General features: G+C 70.7%; 15 protein-coding genes. 10 read left to right on the top strand and 5 right to left on the bottom strand.

What is annotated here, in order from left to right; all coding sequences use genetic code 11:
- The first annotated feature begins 13 nt into the window (after positions 1-13).
- A complete protein-coding gene (locus ACQPZQ_RS27810) occupies positions 14-937 on the top strand; it encodes an SMP-30/gluconolactonase/LRE family protein (protein WP_433285476.1) in 924 nt (307 codons plus the stop codon).
- A gap of 21 nt (positions 938-958) precedes the next feature.
- On the opposite strand, the gene ACQPZQ_RS27805 is transcribed toward ACQPZQ_RS27810, so the two are convergent.
- Both ACQPZQ_RS27805 and ACQPZQ_RS27800 read right to left on the bottom strand, forming a co-directional pair.
- Complete coding sequence (locus ACQPZQ_RS27805) at positions 959-1,396, bottom strand: hypothetical protein (protein ID WP_433285474.1); 438 nt, start codon at positions 1,394-1,396, stop codon at positions 959-961.
- A 68-nt stretch (positions 1,397-1,464) separates the two neighbouring features.
- Positions 1,465-2,571: a cobalamin-independent methionine synthase II family protein gene (locus ACQPZQ_RS27800; protein WP_433285472.1), complete on the bottom strand. Its 1,107-nt coding sequence runs from the start codon at positions 2,569-2,571 to the stop codon at positions 1,465-1,467.
- Between the two features lie 200 nt (positions 2,572-2,771).
- On the opposite strand from ACQPZQ_RS27800, the gene ACQPZQ_RS27795 reads away from it, so the two are divergent.
- Positions 2,772-3,368, top strand: a complete 597-nt coding sequence (locus ACQPZQ_RS27795; protein WP_433285470.1) for a hypothetical protein — start codon at positions 2,772-2,774, stop codon at positions 3,366-3,368.
- 395 nt (positions 3,369-3,763) lie between these two features.
- On the top strand, positions 3,764-4,738 hold the full coding sequence (locus tag ACQPZQ_RS27790; RefSeq protein WP_433285468.1) for an amidohydrolase family protein: 975 nt from the start codon (positions 3,764-3,766) through the stop codon (positions 4,736-4,738).
- 36 nt (positions 4,739-4,774) lie between these two features.
- Here the strand turns inward: ACQPZQ_RS27790 and ACQPZQ_RS27785 are convergent, their stop codons facing one another.
- From ACQPZQ_RS27785 to ACQPZQ_RS27775, 3 genes are all read right to left on the bottom strand, one after another.
- Complete coding sequence (locus ACQPZQ_RS27785; protein ID WP_433285466.1) at positions 4,775-6,394, bottom strand: ABC transporter substrate-binding protein; 1,620 nt, start codon at positions 6,392-6,394, stop codon at positions 4,775-4,777.
- A gap of 153 nt (positions 6,395-6,547) precedes the next feature.
- Positions 6,548-7,072, bottom strand: a complete 525-nt coding sequence (locus ACQPZQ_RS27780; protein ID WP_433285464.1) for a VOC family protein — start codon at positions 7,070-7,072, stop codon at positions 6,548-6,550.
- 5 nt (positions 7,073-7,077) lie between these two features.
- Positions 7,078-8,445 (bottom strand): Rieske 2Fe-2S domain-containing protein, encoded by a 1,368-nt coding sequence (locus ACQPZQ_RS27775; protein ID WP_433285462.1) that lies wholly within the window; start codon positions 8,443-8,445, stop codon positions 7,078-7,080.
- A 221-nt stretch (positions 8,446-8,666) separates the two neighbouring features.
- On the opposite strand from ACQPZQ_RS27775, the gene ACQPZQ_RS27770 reads away from it, so the two are divergent.
- The 7 genes from ACQPZQ_RS27770 to ACQPZQ_RS27740 all read left to right on the top strand — a co-directional run bounded on the left by ACQPZQ_RS27770 (position 8,667) and on the right by ACQPZQ_RS27740 (position 15,884).
- On the top strand, positions 8,667-9,713 hold the full coding sequence (locus tag ACQPZQ_RS27770) for a LysR substrate-binding domain-containing protein (protein WP_433285460.1): 1,047 nt from the start codon (positions 8,667-8,669) through the stop codon (positions 9,711-9,713).
- A gap of 61 nt (positions 9,714-9,774) precedes the next feature.
- Positions 9,775-10,272 (top strand): Rieske (2Fe-2S) protein, encoded by a 498-nt coding sequence (locus tag ACQPZQ_RS27765; RefSeq protein ID WP_433285458.1) that lies wholly within the window; start codon positions 9,775-9,777, stop codon positions 10,270-10,272.
- Positions 10,269-11,384: an amidohydrolase family protein gene (locus ACQPZQ_RS27760; protein WP_433285456.1), complete on the top strand. Its 1,116-nt coding sequence runs from the start codon at positions 10,269-10,271 to the stop codon at positions 11,382-11,384. Before ACQPZQ_RS27765 ends, ACQPZQ_RS27760 begins: the two co-directional genes overlap by 4 nt.
- Positions 11,381-12,454, top strand: a complete 1,074-nt coding sequence (locus tag ACQPZQ_RS27755) for an amidohydrolase family protein (protein ID WP_433285454.1) — start codon at positions 11,381-11,383, stop codon at positions 12,452-12,454. The genes ACQPZQ_RS27760 and ACQPZQ_RS27755 overlap by 4 nt, the downstream gene beginning before the upstream one ends.
- Positions 12,454-13,326: an alpha/beta fold hydrolase gene (locus ACQPZQ_RS27750; RefSeq protein WP_433299392.1), complete on the top strand. Its 873-nt coding sequence runs from the start codon at positions 12,454-12,456 to the stop codon at positions 13,324-13,326. The genes ACQPZQ_RS27755 and ACQPZQ_RS27750 overlap by 1 nt, the downstream gene beginning before the upstream one ends.
- A gap of 69 nt (positions 13,327-13,395) precedes the next feature.
- A complete protein-coding gene (locus ACQPZQ_RS27745; protein ID WP_433285452.1) occupies positions 13,396-14,421 on the top strand; it encodes a LysR substrate-binding domain-containing protein in 1,026 nt (341 codons plus the stop codon).
- Positions 14,418-15,884 carry an aldehyde dehydrogenase family protein gene (locus tag ACQPZQ_RS27740; RefSeq protein WP_433285450.1) on the top strand — a complete coding sequence of 489 codons (1,467 nt, stop codon included), beginning with the start codon at positions 14,418-14,420 and terminating at the stop codon, positions 15,882-15,884. The genes ACQPZQ_RS27745 and ACQPZQ_RS27740 overlap by 4 nt, the downstream gene beginning before the upstream one ends.
- Positions 15,885-15,894: the final 10 nt, after the last annotated feature.

The raw sequence follows: 15,894 nt of genomic DNA, 5'->3' as shown, positions 1-15,894 counted from the left end.
GCAGGAGACAGGAATGACGCTCACCACGGTGGCCGAGGGACTGGAATTCCCGGAAGGGCCGATCGCGCTCGACGACGGTTCGGTGCTGCTCGTCGAGATCAAGCGCGGCACGCTCACCCGGGTGGCCCCGGACGGCAAGACGTCGGTGGTGGCCGAGACCGGCGGCGGGCCGAACGGCGCCGCGATCGGTCCTGACGGGGCGGTCTACGTGGCCAACAACGGAGGGTTCTCCTGGACCACCCGGCGCGGGCTCACGGCGCCGGGGCCGCAGCCCGCGGAGTACATCGGCGGCCGCATCCAGCGCGTCACCCTGGACGGTGAGGTCAGCGACCTCTACACGCACGTCGACGGCCATGGCCTGCGCGGGCCCAACGATCTGGTGTTCGACGCCCACGGCGGATTCTGGTTCACCGACATGGGCAAGACCCGCAAGCGCGAGACCGACCTCGGCGGGCTCTACTACGCCACCGCCGACGGGTCGCGGATCGTCGAGGTGGTCCACCCGCTCAACGCGCCCAACGGCGTGGGCCTGTCCCCGGACGGCTCGCGGGTCTATGTCGCCGAGACCATCACGGGCCGGCTCTGGTGGTGGGACATCGCCGCACCCGGGCAGGTGCGGCCGAACCCGGACTCCTGGGCGCCGCACGGCGGCACGCTGCTGCACGGGTTCCCGGGCCTGCAGTGGCTGGACTCGCTGGCGGTGGACGCCGAGGGCAACGTCTGCGTCGCCACCCTCTACTCCGGCCGCGTCAGCGTGGTCTCGCCGGAGGGTGATCTCCTGGAGACCGTGCCGGTGCCGGACGACGACATCTTCGTCACCAACGTCTGCTTCGGCGGCCCGGACCTGCGCACGGCCTACATCACGTCATCGGGCCACGGGATCCTCTACTCGACCCCGTGGCCGCGGCCGGGTCTGCGCCTGAACCACACGGCGTGACCGTCCGGGTGGCCCCGGAGCTCAGGGAACGAGCTGGCGGGTGATCGTCGGATCGGTGATGGCCGTGTCGTCGGCCAGCAGGAACGCCTTCGACAGGATGAGTGACAGCACGCCGCCCTCCTCCTCGAAGGGCAGGAACACCTGCCCGCCCGAGCGGTCGGGCCCCGGCACGATGCAGAGGTAGGCGTCGTTCGGCTCCATGAGGATGTTGCCCGACCCCAGATGGATCTTGTACGTCCGCAGCTCGCCCCGCACCCGCAGGAACCGGTCGGCCAGCTCCACGCGGTCGGCGATCGTGAGCCGGGGCAGCAGCCGGGCCAGCGCGTCGCGCCGCGTCCGCGCGGTCTCGGTGAGCTCACCGAACCCGTACGCATGCCAGTAGTCCTCGTGCCCGGTGACCGCCATCTCGTCGAGCCCGACCGACGCGACGCCCACGGCGAGGTCGGCGTCGCGCAGCACCTCTGACAGAACCAGCGGCGGCAGTCCGTGCGGATCAATGCATACCAGCCGTCACGCATCGTGGTGCGTCAGTTCTTCCACACCTGATCGGCGGCCTGCACCACGAGCCCGATCTTCGCGGCCTGGACGTCCTCGGTGAGCTCGGGGTGCGCATCGACCATCGAGGCGAACCCGCACTGGGTGGACACCGCGAGCTGTTCGAGGGGGACGAAGGCGGCCGCCTCCTGGATCCGTTCGACGATCTCGTCCACCGGCTCCACCACGGCCGTCTTCGTGGAGACGAGGCCGAGCACCACGGTCTTGCCGGCGGGCGCGGCCGCGAGCGGTTCGAACGTGCCCGACCGCTCGTCGTCGTACTCAAGCAGGAACCGGTCGAAGCCCGAGCAGCGGCGGAACAGCGCTTCGGCGACGGCGTCGTAGCCGCCCGCCGCCATCCAGCGGCCGTTGCGGTTGCCCCGGCACAGGTGGATGGCGAACGTGACCCCGGGGGCGCCCGCGACGGAGTTGATCAGGTCGAGGCCCTCGGTCAGGATGCGCTCCACCGAGATGCCCTGCCGCTCGTACCACTCCCTGGTCTCCTGCTGCACCAGCGTGGCGATCTCGGGAGCGTCGATCTGCACGTAGGTGCAGCCGAGCCGCACGAGCTCCTGCACCTCGGTGCGGATGATGTCGGCGGCCGCGGCCGCCATCGCGAACACGTCGCTGTACGCGGCGGTGGAGTGCTGGGGCGACCAGCGCAGGAGCATCATCAACGGGCTGGGGAGCGTCACCTTCAGGCGGCGCCGTGCGCGGGCGCGGGCATAGCTGAACTCCTCGGTGACCGACGAGCGGCGCAGGCGCAGCGCACCGGTGACGACGAGCGGGAGATCCTCCTCGATCGGGCCGTCGTCGGTGTACCAGATGCGCTTGACGCCCGGGACGTGCTCGAGACCCTCGACGGACTCCGTGAGCGGGCCGGTGAAGATCCCGCGCCGCATCTCGCCGTCGGTCAGCACGCCCAGCCCACTACCCTCCTGCAGCGCGATGGCCTGGTCGACCGCGCGGTCCTCGATTCCCTTGAACTCGGCCGCGCTGATCGTCCCGTCCGCGACGGCCCGCCGGGCGGCGACCAGGTGCCGGGGGCGCAGCAGGGACCCGACGACCTCGGCACGGATGTGTTCGGTTCCGTTCGGCACGACATCAACTCCTCGGGGGATTTTCGCCGGCACCTTCGTGGTGCCGCCGCGATCGACGTTAGTCACCACGCATGGGTACGGACATCGGTCGACGCATGAACGCGAGGCCATCCTGCGGACGTCAGCGGCCGAGCGACACCACGAGGCGCGGCGTCGACGGTTCGAGGTCACAAACCGCACGAGCATTCCGTCGTCATCGCATGCGCATCGAGAAGCTGCTCCGGCCGGCCGGCCTGATCGCGGTGGCGGCCGGCCTGGTCTTTCAGGTCGCCGAGCCCGTGCGTCCCCGGACGATCACCCTGGTCGTCGCGGTCGGGGCCGTCGCACTCGGCCTGGTGTCGCTCGCGCCGGGGCGAGGCCGCCCGCTGGTGATCGCCCGGTGGGTGATGGCGGTGCTGCTCGCGCTCGACTTCGGCGGGGCGGTCGCCGACCGGTTCGGCGTGCTCGGCGGGCCGGGGGTCGCCGGAGTGACCTGGGGCGATTGGGACCACTTCGTGGCGTCCACCGGGCAACTGCTGCCCTGGGCGCCGCGCCCACTGGTCGTCGCCGCCGCGCTGGGCGCCACCGTGGTGGAGTCCGTCCTCACCGTCTGGCTGCTCTCCGGGTGGTGGCGGCGCACGGCCGGGGTGGTCGCCGCCGGGCTGCTCGCCGTCTTCCTTGTGTCGATGCTGTCGACCGTGGGGACGGCGAGGGTGGCGATGAATGCGGTGCCGCTGCTTGTCGGAGGAGCTCTGCTGCTGGCCGCGCAGCAGCCGCTCCACCGGGCTTCGCGATCGTCGCGAGGTAGCTGCGGCTGAGCCAGCACGCCACGAGGTCACGGATCACCTGGAGCTCGACCTGCTGGTACGCGCGGTTGCGCTCTGGCTGTTGTACAGGCTCGCACTGAGCGCGTTCATGTCCGGCGCCCGGACCTCCACCACTCCTCGCTCAACCCGGCCGATCTCCTGATAGAGGCGGACGGGATCGACGCTGGCCTGGATCTTTCGCCGGCTGCAGGTCCCGACCGTCTCGGTCGGGAACGCGTCTCGTCGCCTCCGCCGAGGATCTCCACCCGGATGGTGTTGGGACGTAGGCGGATTTCCGTACTACCTCTTGCGGGCTGACGCGGTCAATGCGCGGCATCATTCAAAAGAAGACCATGCCTGGGAGGAGAGATCGTCGTCCACGGCGAACGGATGAGAAGGAGCAGTCGATGCGACGCGTCGCGCTTGAAGAGGCCTGCTGGTTCACCGAGCTGACCACGCCTTGGCGCTTCACGACCCGGCCATTGTCCCGGCCGAAGATCCTGGACCGATACGTGTCCAGATTGGCGGATTTCACCGAGTTTCGGCTGCCGGAGATGGACCTGAACGGCATCGACGTGCACGTGCTGTCACTGGGCGCGCCCGGGCTGCAGACCCAGCCGGATACGGACGTCGCCGTCCGGGACGCGCGCCTGGCCAACGATCTGCTGGCCGAGACCGTCGGGAGGCATCCCACCAGATTCGCCGGTCTGGCCGCGGTGCCGTTACAGGACCCCGACGCCGCCGCCGCGGAACTCCGCCGGGCAGTCGGCGAGCTCGGGATGTGCGGAGTGCTGGTCAACGACCACACGCTGGGGCACTACCTGGACGAGGAACAGTACGGGGGATTCTGGGCCGAACTGGAGGAGCTCGATGTGCCGCTCTACCTTCATCCGGGGGCGGAACCGGAGTGGTCGATGCTCGACGGGTACCCGGAGCTGAACGGCGCCACGTTCAGCTGGGCGGCCTCGACCGGTGGCCATGCGATGCGGTTGGTCTACGGCGGCGTTTTCGACCGATTTCCCCGGGCCACGGTGATTCTCGGGCACATGGGCGAGTTCCTGCCGTACCAGCTGACGCGGTTCGACTCGCGCTACCGCTTCTTCGGCGAGAATCGCAGGCTGGAGCGCCGACCGTCGGAATATTTCGGCGAGAACATCAAGATCACCACCTCTGGTGTGTTCTCGCACGCCGCACTCATCGCGGCGATTCAGGCGATCGGCGTGGACAACGTGATGTTCTCCATCGACTACCCCTTCGAGTCGACCGAGGAGGCCGTGCGTTTCCTGGACGGCGCGCCGCTGTCACCAACCGACCTGCGGCGCCTCGCCCACGGCAACGCCGACCGTCTCCTCCGGCTGCCGTGCCCGACCTCGAACGCGTAGGACGGCCGGTACCAGCGGCGCCCAGCGCCCCGCCCGTTACTGCGACGGGCGGTCCAGCCACACCGTGGCGTAGAACATGTCTCGCGACGTGTACCGGTCGATGCCCTTCACCTGCGGTTTCGCGATGGTCGCCAGATAGCTGCGGCTGAGCCAGCAGGCCACGAGATCGCGGTTCACCTGCAGTTCCACCTGCTGGTACGCCTTGGTCCGTTCCGCCTCGTCGCTGGTGCTCGCAGCGGTTGCGAGCAGCTTGTCGACCTCGGGGTTGGAGTACTTCCCGTAGTTGGTGTTTCCGCCGGTCTGCACCAGGCGGGAGGCACCGGGGAAGGGCGCGTCGAACGCGCTCACCGTGGTGGTGAGGTCGAAGTCCCCGCTCTGCACCACCTGCGACGAGTACTGCGCCAGGTCGTAGAACTGCAGCTTCACGGTGATGCCGACGGCCGCCATCTGCGCCTGCAGGAACTCGCCGAACTGGGTGCGCGCGGTGGTCGTCTTGAGCGTGAAGTCGGGGTTCCCGCCGCTCGCGCGGTACTCCGCGATGAGCTGCTTCGCACGTTCCGGGTCGTAGGTCGGCCACTCCTGCGACGCCGCCTCCGTGTGGTCGGGGCTGTCGGTGTCGAACAGGCTGGTGGCCGTCACGATCTGGTTGTTGTAGAGGCTCGCGCTCAGCGCCTTCATGTCGAGCGCGCGGACCACCGCCTCACGCATGCGCCGGTCGTCGAACGGCGCGCGGGCGAAGTTGAAGTAGAGGTACTCGCCCGCGTTCCCCGGTCCGTAGTAGACGGAGAGGGCGGGGTCCTGGAAGGCGCGCACCAGCTCCTGGTTGTAGGCCGCGAAGATCAGGTCGACGTCACCGTTCTGGATCGACGCGTAGCGCGACTCGGTGTCGGGGAGCGGGCGGAACTCGAGCTGGTCGAGGTAGGGCTGGTCGGGCTGCCAGTAGTTCGGGTTGCGCTCCAGCACGAGGTGCGAGTCCGGGATCCACTCGACGAATCGGAACGGCCCCGCACCGACGGGGTGGCGGCCGATGTCGTCGCCGTACTGCTGCAGCGCGGCGGGCGAGATGATCACGCCGAGCGTGCCGTAGGTGATCGACTGGGCGAACACCACCGGGAACGAGCCGAGCGGGCTCTTCAGCGTGAACTCGACCGTCAGTGGGTCGAGCGCGCGCATCGAGGCGATCTGCTCCGCGTACGGGTGGGCGGGGGAGGCGGCCTTGTCGATGTGGCGCTGCACGTTGACCAGCACGGCGTCGGCGTCGAGCGGTGTGCCGTCGCTGAACTTCACATCGGGACGCAGCCCCAGCCGCCAGGTCAGTCCGCCGTCCGGGCTGTCCATCGACTTCGCGAGGTAGGGCTGCGCCGTGCCGTCCGGCGTCAGCTTCATGAGGGAGTCGTAGACGGCGAACGTGGCCATGTTGGCGTTCTGGACCGTCGGGTCGAAGCTGACGATCTCCCGATCCATGCCGAGCCGCAGAGTGCCCCCGTGCTTGGGTGCACCCTCGCTCGCGATGTCACCGCCCCAGGCGTTGACCGACCGGATATCGGCCCGCGTGGCCGCCGGATCGGCGGCTCCGCAGCCGGACGCGACCACGACGATCCCGAGGATCGCCGCGATCGCACCCACCAGACGTGCGCGACGGCGTTGCCACCGCATGATGTCCCACTCCTCGTCGAGTCGGTGTCGCTCAGGGCCCGCGACCGGCGGGTACGGCAGGCGGGTGGCGGCCTGTGGTGAGGGCTGCCCCGATCAGGACAGGGCTGATCAGGGCAGTACCGATCGGGGCGGTACCGATCGGGGCAGTACCGATCAGGGAAGGGCAGCAGCGGGCGAGGAGACGCCGACACCCCCTCGTGTGCCGGCCCCGTACCTCGCCTTCTCCTTCTGCAGGTCCAGCGGCACGCCGCGGCGGGTGCGCTGTTCGAACGCTGCGTCGTCGAGCAGGTCGGCCGGCACCAGCCACGCGACCTCGAACTCCAGCCCGTCAGGGTCGCGGGCGTAGACGCTCTTGGTGGTGCCGTGGTCGGTGGCACCGACATAGGCGCCGATGCTCATCAGACGCTGGGCGAGCTCCTCGAGCTCGGCCAGCGTGCTGATCTCCCACCCGAGGTGGTACAGGCCCACGGTGCCGCGTCCCGCCGGGTTGTCGGCCGCCTCCCCGATGGCGAACAGACCGATGTCGTGGTCGTTCGTCGAGTCCGGCGCCTGCATGAAAGCGGCCTGCCCCGGTCGCTCCATCTGCACGCTGAAGCCGAGCACGTCCCGGTAGAACGCGACGCTGCGGTTGACGTCGCGTACGAACACGACGGCGTGGTTGAGCCTGTTGATCGCCATACGGGTCAGTCTCCGGCAGCCGGCTGCGGGCTGCGGTCCTCGCTGGCGCGCAGCGCCTCCTCGGCCTCCTGCACCGCGGGGTCGTCGTCGGTGCCGAGGTAGCGCCAGTCCTCACCCTCTTCGAGGATCTTGTCGGCGCCCCGGATCTTCCGGAAGTCGGCGTCGGGGCCGGAGAGCGCGAGCAGCGGCGCGTCGCTGTTCTCTTCGAGCGACTTGGCGGAGCGGATGAGCTGGTTGCGCATCCGGATGATCGCCTTGTCGATCGTGCCGAGACGCTCCTGCGAGCGGTCGTAGATCGGGCCCATCGACTCGGTGACCATGAGGTCCTGGCTGACGAAGTCCTTGACCCCGCTGAACGTGGTGGTGCGCTGCACCTCGCGGTCGATGTTGTAGTCGGCCTCGGCGAGGTAGTTGCGCGGGGTGATGCCGCCCACCCGGCGGGTGAAGGGGGTCTCGAAGGGGCCGAAGCTGAACAGCGGCGCGCCGCCGTGCCCCTGGGGGTTGGACGGGACCGTGGCCTCGAAGTTGTAGCGCCAGCAGTTGTTGTCGTCGATCGGGACGACCATCAGGTGGCGGGTGTTGTAGGGCACCGCCGCGATGATCGTGCTGTAGGGGAAGACATACTCGGTGATCCGGACGTTGGTGTGGCCGTTGGGCGTCTCGCGCAGACCGGCGTAGCGGAAGCCGTACCAGGTCTCCTCGATCTCGAGCTGCGGCGCGCGGTCGTGCATCCAGAACTTCCAGGTCATCTTGTTCGACGGGTAGCCCGGCTTGTCGGACCCGTCGTCCTCGATGTCGGCGGCGCCGTCCCACGAGTGCAGCCACGAGATGTGGGCGGTGTCGACGTTGCCCTCCATCGTCTGGATCCAGTTGCAGTACGACTGCAGCTTGGTGGCGAGGTGGTTCTTCTCGGGCAGGGACTCCGTGCCGAAGTCGCGGAAGGGCGTGATGGTCTCCGCCGGGCCCATGTAGGTCCACGCGATGCCACCGGACTCGTGCACCGGGTAGGCCCTGGCGCGCACGCGGTCCTTGAAGCTGCTGCTCGGCGGCTCGCTCGGCATGTCGACGCACGCGCCGTCGGCGTCGAACTTCCACCCGTGGTACGGGCAGCGCAGTCCGCACTCCTCGTTGCGTCCGAAGTAGAGGGACGCACCGCGGTGCGGGCAGTTCTCCTGGATCAGGCCGACCTTGCCGTTGGTGTCGCGGAATGCGACAAGGTTCTCGCCGAGCAGCCGCACCCGCACCGGATCGCAGTCGGGCCCGGGCAGCTCGCTCGACAGCAGCGCCGGTGTCCAGTAGCGCCGCAGCACCTCGCCCATCGGGCTGCCCGGGCCGACCCGGGTGAGGATCTCGTTGTCCTGCTGGGACAGCATTGTCCGACCTCCCTGTCCGCGCCGCCGGCCTGCTCCGATTCGCAGTGCCGAGGTGTGCGGGTGCCTTGTTCCGGACCGACTTGTCACGTGGACCGACGTGAGTGCGCTACTCGTGGGAGCACGCGCACCGAGCCACCGTGGATCGCGTCGCAGCGAGATTAACCGCGGTGCTCGACAGGGCGGAAACAATGATTGTTTCTGTCCTCGCATCAGCACTGCTGATGGTTGACTCGCAGCGGGGGCTGGTGATCGGCGGTCGCGTGCCCTTCGATGGGGTCGTGAAGTCCGCGACGTCGCGCCTGGCCGGTCTGGACCTCAACCTCCTCATCGTGCTGCGCGAGCTGCTGCGGGAGCGCAACGTCACGCGGGCGGCGGAGCGGGTGGGGGTGACCCAGCCTGCGGCGAGTGCCGCCCTCGCCCGGCTGCGCCGGTATTTCGACGACGACCTGCTGGTCCGCCGCAACGGCCGCTACGAGCTGTCGGCGCTTGCAGTCCAGCTCGACGCGCAGGTCGAGTCGGTCTATGAGGGCGTCGAGCGGCTGCTCGCCACGGGCTCGCGCTTCGACGCCACCACCTCGCGGCGCGAGTTCACGATCGTGATCTCCGACTACGCGGTGGCGGTGCTCGGCAGGCCGCTCACGGCGGCGATGAGCGCGGAGTCGGAGCACGCGCGGCTGAACGTCGTGCTCGTCCGGGAGTCCCTCGCCGCGAACATCGGGCACACCATCCGCGCTGTTGATTGTGTCGTCTCGCAGCCGACGAGCCGGTTCCGGATCCCCGAGATGCGCTCGGCGCCGCTGTTCACCGACCGCTGGGTGTGCGTCGTGGCCGCGGACAACGGGCGGTTCGGGGCGGAGATCGCCGATCTCGCCGAACTGAGGGACGCGACGTGGGTCGTGCCCTACCACCATGACTCCGACTTCCCGTCGGTCGTGCCGGTGAGCAGGCAGCTCGCGCGGCTCGGGGTGCGGCCGCAGGTCGCCGTGCGGGTGGACAGCTTCCAGGCGGTGCCCCACCTGGTGGCATCGACCGACCACGTCGCCCTCGTGCAGGAGCGGCTCGCCCGGGACTGCGCGCGGTACCTTCCGCTGCGGATCCTGGCGTGCCCGAAGCCGCTCGAGCCGCTGGAGGTGCGCCTGTGGTGGCACGAGCGGTACGACGAGGATCTCGGCCACCGCTGGTTCCGCCGCCTCGTCATCGAGGCGGCCCGCGGCGGTAGCCCGTCCCCGGGCGCACCGATCGTCGACACAGGGCATCAACACGATTGATGGCCTGCATGCCGTTTTTCTGTTTCCGCGCGGACGGTGCCGATGCCTAGCGTCAGGAGCCGTGAGGATCGTGGTGTCGCGCGTTGACGAGTTCCCGCCGGGCGAACGCCGGATCGTGCAGGCCGGACGGCGCTCGATCGGTGTGTTCCGGGTCGGCGACAGCTTCTATGCGATCAACAACTACTGCCCCCACCAGGGCGGCCCGCTGTGTCTGGGCCGCACGAAGCCGTGGGTCAGCTCGACCGGCCCCGGCGACTACGCGATGGCCGAGCAGGAGGCACTGGTCGCCTGCCCGTGGCACGGCTGGGAGTACGACCTCGCCACCGGCCAGTCCTTCCTCGGACCGGGCGAACCCCCCGCCCGGACGTACGAGGTGTCGGTCGAGGCGGGCGGGACCGACGCTGCACCCGTATCCAGCGGGACCGGGCCGCCGACCGGGGGGCGGCAGCCCGGTCCCTTCGTCGCCGAGACGTTCCCGGTGCACGTCGAGGACGCCTATGTCGTGGTCGACACGAGCCCGCGCGCGCCTGCCGCGGGCACACCCGGAGGTGAGCGATGACCAGCACGGCACTGCCCGCCCAGGTCGGCCGCACGGCGACCCGGGCCGGGCACACGATCGTCGACAGCGACATCCACCCGCACGCGCCTGCCCCGCAGATCCGCGCGCGGCTCGCGCAGCGGCACCAGGAGCGGTGGGACATGTTCGCCAGCCGCGTGCCCGGGCCGCCCGAGATCTATCCGCGCGTCCGCAACTCCGGCTTCCGGCTCGACTCGTGGCCCGAGGGCGGCTTCCCGGGCAGCGACCTGCAGATGGTGCGCGACCAGCTGCTCGACGAGTACGAGGTCGACCACGGGATCCTGATCCCGCTCCAGGGACACAGCTGGGGCGTGGAGGAGCCCGAGTACGCGGCCGCGCTGTGCCACGCGCTCAACGACTGGCAGGCCGACGAGTGGCTCTCTCCCGAGCCGCGCCTGCGCAGCTCGATCGCGATCTCGCACGAGGCCCCCGACCTCGCCGCCGAGGAGATCCGGCTGCGCGCCGGCGACCCGCGGTTCGTCCAGGTGCTGTTGTCGACCGGCGGCGAGCACGGGTTCGGGCGCAGGCACTACTGGCCGATCTACGAGGCGGCCGCGGAGGCCGGGCTGCCGATCGCGGCGCACACCGGCGGCCTGGAGCAGCACCGCGGCGCGGGCTGGCCGTCGTTCTACCTCGAGGAACACGTGTGGAACGGCAACACGATGGCCTCGCTGATGATGAGCATGCTCTGCGAAGGGGTCTTCGAGCGGTTCCCGTCCTTGCAGGTGGCCTGCATCGAAGGCGGGATCGCCTGGGCCGGGCCGCTGATGTGGTCTCTCGACGACGCCTGGACGCAGCTGCGCGCCGACGTGCCGCACCTGCGCAAGCCGCCGTCGGAGTACATCCGCGAGCACTTCTGGTTCACCACCCAGCCCATCGAGGAACCGGACGACCCCACGCATCTGGAGATCGCGCTGGCGCACATCGGGATGGACGACCGGATCATGTTCGCGTCCGACTACCCGCACTGGGACTTCGACTCGCCGCGGCAGGCCCCGCGGCTGTTCCCGGCGGCGTTGCGCCGTTCGATCATGGGGTCCAACGCCTGCCGGCTCTACGGCCTGCCCGAGCGGGAGCAGGAGGAGTCGCGATGACCGCCGCACCGGCCACGACGAGCACCGTCGACACCGATGTGCACTGCGCACCCGCCACGCTCGGCGAGCTCCTGCCCTACCTCGAGCCGTACTGGCGCACGTACATCCAGGACGGTGGGGTGTTCCTCTCGCCGACCCAGGGTGGTGCGTACCCGCCGAAGGCGCCTACCAGCGCGACTCCTGCCGCCCGCGCAGCCGGTGCGTTCCCGGCCACCACGGTCGACGAGCTGCGCACCGGACTGCTCGACCCCGCCGGCGTGCACACCGCGCTGCTGAACTGCACCACCTCGTTCCACTGCAACCGCAACCCGTACTACGAGGCCGCGCTCACACGGGCGATCAACGACTGGCTGGTGGCGGAGTGGCTCGACCGGGACGACCGGCTGCGGGCGAGCATGGTCGTGCCGACGCTCGACACCGAGGCCGCGGTGGCCGAGATCGAGCGGATCGGCAGCCATCCCGGGATCGTGCAGGTCCTGCTGCCAGTCCGCACGGACGTCCCGTGGGGCAACAAGCGCAACCACCCGATGCTGCAGGCGGCCGCGGCCCACGACCTCGTGGTCGGCCTGCACGCGTGGGGCCGGATCGGCAACGCGCCGAACTCGACCGGGATCACGCACACCTACCTCGAGGACTACCTCGGCAACTCCCAGATCATCGTGCAGGCGCAGGTGACGAGCCTGGTCACCGAGGGCGTCTTCGCGCGGGTGCCGCGGCTGCGCGTGGTGCTGGCCGAGTGCGGGTTCTCCTGGCTGCCGACGCTGCTGTGGCGCTTCGACAAGGACTGGAAGGGCGTCTGGCGCGAGGTGCCGTGGCTCGACGAGCGGCCCTCGGAGGTGGTGCGCCGGCACATGCGGCTGACGACGTCACCCGCGCATCTGCCGCGCGACCCCGGTCAGGTCCGGCAGGCGCTGGACCTGCTCGACGCGGGCACGATGCTCGTGTACGCCAGCGACCACCCGCACGACCACGGCGACGGCGGTGAGCGACTGCTCGCCGCGCTGACCGACGACGAGCGGGAGCGCGTGCTCGGGGGCAACGCGAGCGACTGGTACCGGCTCGACCGGTGATCTTCGACGGCTGGGCGAGCACCGACGTCACCACCCCGGCGGGGGCGCGCATCCGGGTGCGCACCGCCGGAAGCGGACCGCCGGTGCTGCTGCTGCACGGCTACCCGCAGACCTCGGCCATGTGGCATCACGTTGCACCGGGGCTCGCCGAGGACCACACGGTGGTCGCTGCCGATCTGCGCGGCTACGGCGACAGCATCGCGCCGCCCGGCGCGGCCGACGACCCCGCGGCCTTCGGCAAGCGCGCCATGGCCGCCGATCAGCTCGCGGTGATGGCCGCGCTGGGGTTCGCGCAGTTCGCCGTGGTGGGGCATGACCGGGGCGCGCGCTGCGCCTACCGCCTCGCCCTCGACCACCCGGAGGCGGTGACGGCGCTCGCCGTCCTCGACATCCTGCCGACCGCCGACGTGTTCGCGAGCGTCGATGCCGCGTTCGCCCGCTCGGCGTGGCACTGGTTCTTCCTCGCGCAGCCCGGGGACCTGCCCGAGCGTCTCATCGCGGCCGATCCGGACGCGTTCTTTCTCCGCGGCACCGACGGCGTCTTCTCCGACGAAGCACGGGCCGCCTACCGCGCGGCGTACCGGCGGCCCGAGGTCGTCCATGCGATGTGCCAGGACTACCGGGCGGGCGCGACCGTCGACGTCGCGGACGACGAGGCCGATCGGGGCAGGCGGCAGGTATCGTGCCCGACTCTCGTGCTCTGGGGGCGCCGTGGCCCGCTCGGCCGCGTGCCCGACGTGCTCGACGTGTGGCGGCGCTGGGCCCCGCAGGCGGCGGGGGAGCAGCTGGACTGCGGGCACTACCTCGCCGAGGAGCGCCCGGCCGCGACGCTCGCCGCGGTGCGCGACCTCCTGCGGTCGTCTTGTCGATAGGTCATCCGTCGCGTTGACCCGGCGCGGTTCGGCGTCGTTAATGGTGGACGTGGGCAGAGGAGCCGGGCGATGACGCGTGCACCGGTGTCCTTGGCCAACCTCGACCTGAACCTGCTGGTGTTCCTGCGCGAGCTGCTGCGCGAGCGGAACGTGACGCGGGCGGCGCAGCGGATCGGGGTCACTCAGTCCGCGGCAAGCGCTGCGCTCTCCCGCCTGCGCCGCCACTTCGGTGACGAGCTGCTCGTGCGCAACCGCGGCGGCTATCTCCTCTCGCCGCTCGCGGTGCAGCTGGCCGACCAGGTCGAGCCGGTGTGCACGAGCATGGAACGGCTGTTCTCCACGAGCCCGGAGTTCCGCCCCGAGGAGTCCGACCGGGAGTTCACGCTGCTCGTGCCCGACTACGTGCTCGCTGCGTTCGGGGAGCGGCTCTCAAGAGAGCTGTACGCGGCTGCTCCCCGGGCCCGCCTGCACGTCCAGGTCGTGAAGCAGGCTCTACCTGCCGACATCGTGGACACGCTGCGGGTGCTGGACGGGATCGTCTCGGCCCCCGGCATCGCACTGCGCGCGCCCGGCATCCGCAGTATGGAGCTCTTCCGGGACCGCTGGGTGTGCGTGGTGGCGGCCGACAACCCGGTGGTCGACGGGGCAGGCGGGAGCCTCGCGCTGGCCGACCTCCAGCGGCTCCCGTGGGTCGTCCCGCACCACCCCGACGGCGGTTACCCGGCGACCTTTCCGCTCGCCCCGCTGATCGCCCGACTGAACGACCCCCCGCGCGTGGCCGTCCGGGTGGACAGCTACCAGGCCACCCCGTACTTCGTCGCGGGCACCGACCGCGTGGCCGTGATGCAACGGCGGCTCGCCGCGCTGTTCGCCGACCGGCCCGACCTGCGCGTGCTGGAGTGCCCGGGCGAACCGCCACCGATCGTCGAGACGCTGTGGTGGCACGAGAAGCACGACGAGGACGACGCGCACCGCTGGTTCCGCGAGGTCACGGCGCGCGCGGCGCGGGAGCCCGAGCCCGTCGCCCGCGCCTCCCGGCCCGACCACTTCACCCTCGAGTCGCCCAGCGCGGCGCCGGAACGGAGGAGCTCGTGACCCAGGTGATCGAACCGACCGCCCACGTGCAGACGGACCTGTACGTGGACGGCGCGACGGTGCCCGCCGAGCAGACGCTGCGCGTGGCCGACCCGGCCCAGCCCTCGACGACGGTCGGGTACGCCGCGGCCGCCACCCGCCGGCAGGCACTCGACGCCGTGGCCGCCGCGGACCGGGCCTTCCCGGCGTGGGCGGCGCTCACAGCGGGCGAACGCGCGGAGCTGATCCGCGGCGCGATCCGTGGGCTCGCCGAGCACCGCGGCGCCGACGCGGAGATCCTGACCAGGGAGAACGGGAAGATCCTGCAGGAGTCCACGATCGACCTGATCGTGTTCGACCACCGCGTCGAGCTGGCCGTCGCGGCCGTCGACCAGGTGGGCACGACCGCCAAGCTCGCCGGGCCGCCGTACGACACGGAGGTCGGGTACGTCCCGCTCGGTGTCGTCACGATCATCGTGCCGTTCAACTGGCCGCTGGCGATCCTCGCCGCGTCGCTCCCGCAGGCCCTGCTGACCGGCAACACGGTCGTCGTCAAGCCGCCGCCGTCCGCACCGCTCGCGACCACACGGGTCGTGCAGCGGGTCGCCGCGGCGCTGCCGCCCGGCGTGCTCAACGTGGTGACGGGCGACGACGCGGAGATCGGTGCGGCGCTCGTGAGCGACGAGCGCGTCGCCAAGGTCTGCTTCACGGGCAGCCCGGCCGGTGGCAGGCGGATCATGGCGATGGCGGCGGAGACGCTCACGCGGGTGGCGTTGGAGCTGGGCGGCAACGATCCGGCACTGGTGCTCGACGACGCCGTCCTGGACGACGCGGCGCTCGACCGGCTCGTCTCCGGCACGTTCGACTCGACCGGTCAGATCTGTATGGCGATCAAGCGGCTGTACGTGCACAGGTCGCGCTACGCCGAGGTGGTGGAGGGCATGTCGGCGCGGCTCGCGAACCAGGTGCTCGGCCACGGCCTCGACCCCGCCACCACGATGGGACCGCTGCACACGGCGCGACAGCGCGACTTCGTGGCCGAACTGGTGGCGCAGGCCCGCGTGGCGGGTGCCGAGGTGCGCGAGTTCGGCAGCGCCCCGGATGACCGCTTCTCGTACGGGCACTTCCTGCGCCCGAGCCTGGTGCTCGACCCGCCATCGGACGCCCGGGTGGTGACGGAGGAGCAGTTCGGTCCGACCCTGCCGATCATCCCGTTCGACACCGACGACGAGGCGATCGCCGCCGCCAACGACACGTGGGCGGGGCTCTGCTCGTCGGTGTGGACGTCCGACCGGAACCGCGCCGCCCGGGTGGCCGCCCGCCTGCGCAGCGGCTACACGTTCGTCGACGCGCACGGGGCGCCGTGGCTCGACGAGCGGGCTCCGTTCGGCGGGCTCAAGGGCAGCGGCATGGGACGGGAGATGGGTGTGGAGGGCCTGCGCGAGTTCATGGACACCCACTCGGTGGCGTTCCCCAGCGGGTGAGGGATCCGTG

Source organism: Pseudonocardia sp. CA-142604 (assembly GCF_050948475.1).
Lineage (GTDB): Bacteria > Actinomycetota > Actinomycetes > Mycobacteriales > Pseudonocardiaceae > Pseudonocardia > Pseudonocardia alaniniphila.
The sequence above is the reverse complement of the archived record's forward strand: the minus strand, read 5'-3'. Positions and strand labels throughout refer to the sequence as shown.

Bases quoted from the DNA above. Each gene is read 5' to 3' on its own strand.
- ACQPZQ_RS27810 (WP_433285476.1), top strand. From the start codon at position 14: ATGACGCTCACCACGGTGGCCGAGGGACTGGAATTCCCGGAAGGGCCG.
- ACQPZQ_RS27795 (WP_433285470.1), top strand. From the start codon at position 2,772: ATGCGCATCGAGAAGCTGCTCCGGCCGGCCGGCCTGATCGCGGTGGCG.
- ACQPZQ_RS27790 (WP_433285468.1), top strand. From the start codon at position 3,764: ATGCGACGCGTCGCGCTTGAAGAGGCCTGCTGGTTCACCGAGCTGACC.
- ACQPZQ_RS27785 (WP_433285466.1), bottom strand. From the start codon at position 6,394: ATGCGGTGGCAACGCCGTCGCGCACGTCTGGTGGGTGCGATCGCGGCG.
- ACQPZQ_RS27780 (WP_433285464.1), bottom strand. From the start codon at position 7,072: ATGGCGATCAACAGGCTCAACCACGCCGTCGTGTTCGTACGCGACGTC.
- ACQPZQ_RS27775 (WP_433285462.1), bottom strand. From the start codon at position 8,445: ATGCTGTCCCAGCAGGACAACGAGATCCTCACCCGGGTCGGCCCGGGC.
- ACQPZQ_RS27770 (WP_433285460.1), top strand. From the start codon at position 8,667: ATGGTTGACTCGCAGCGGGGGCTGGTGATCGGCGGTCGCGTGCCCTTC.
- ACQPZQ_RS27760 (WP_433285456.1), top strand. From the start codon at position 10,269: ATGACCAGCACGGCACTGCCCGCCCAGGTCGGCCGCACGGCGACCCGG.
- ACQPZQ_RS27755 (WP_433285454.1), top strand. From the start codon at position 11,381: ATGACCGCCGCACCGGCCACGACGAGCACCGTCGACACCGATGTGCAC.
- ACQPZQ_RS27745 (WP_433285452.1), top strand. From the start codon at position 13,396: ATGACGCGTGCACCGGTGTCCTTGGCCAACCTCGACCTGAACCTGCTG.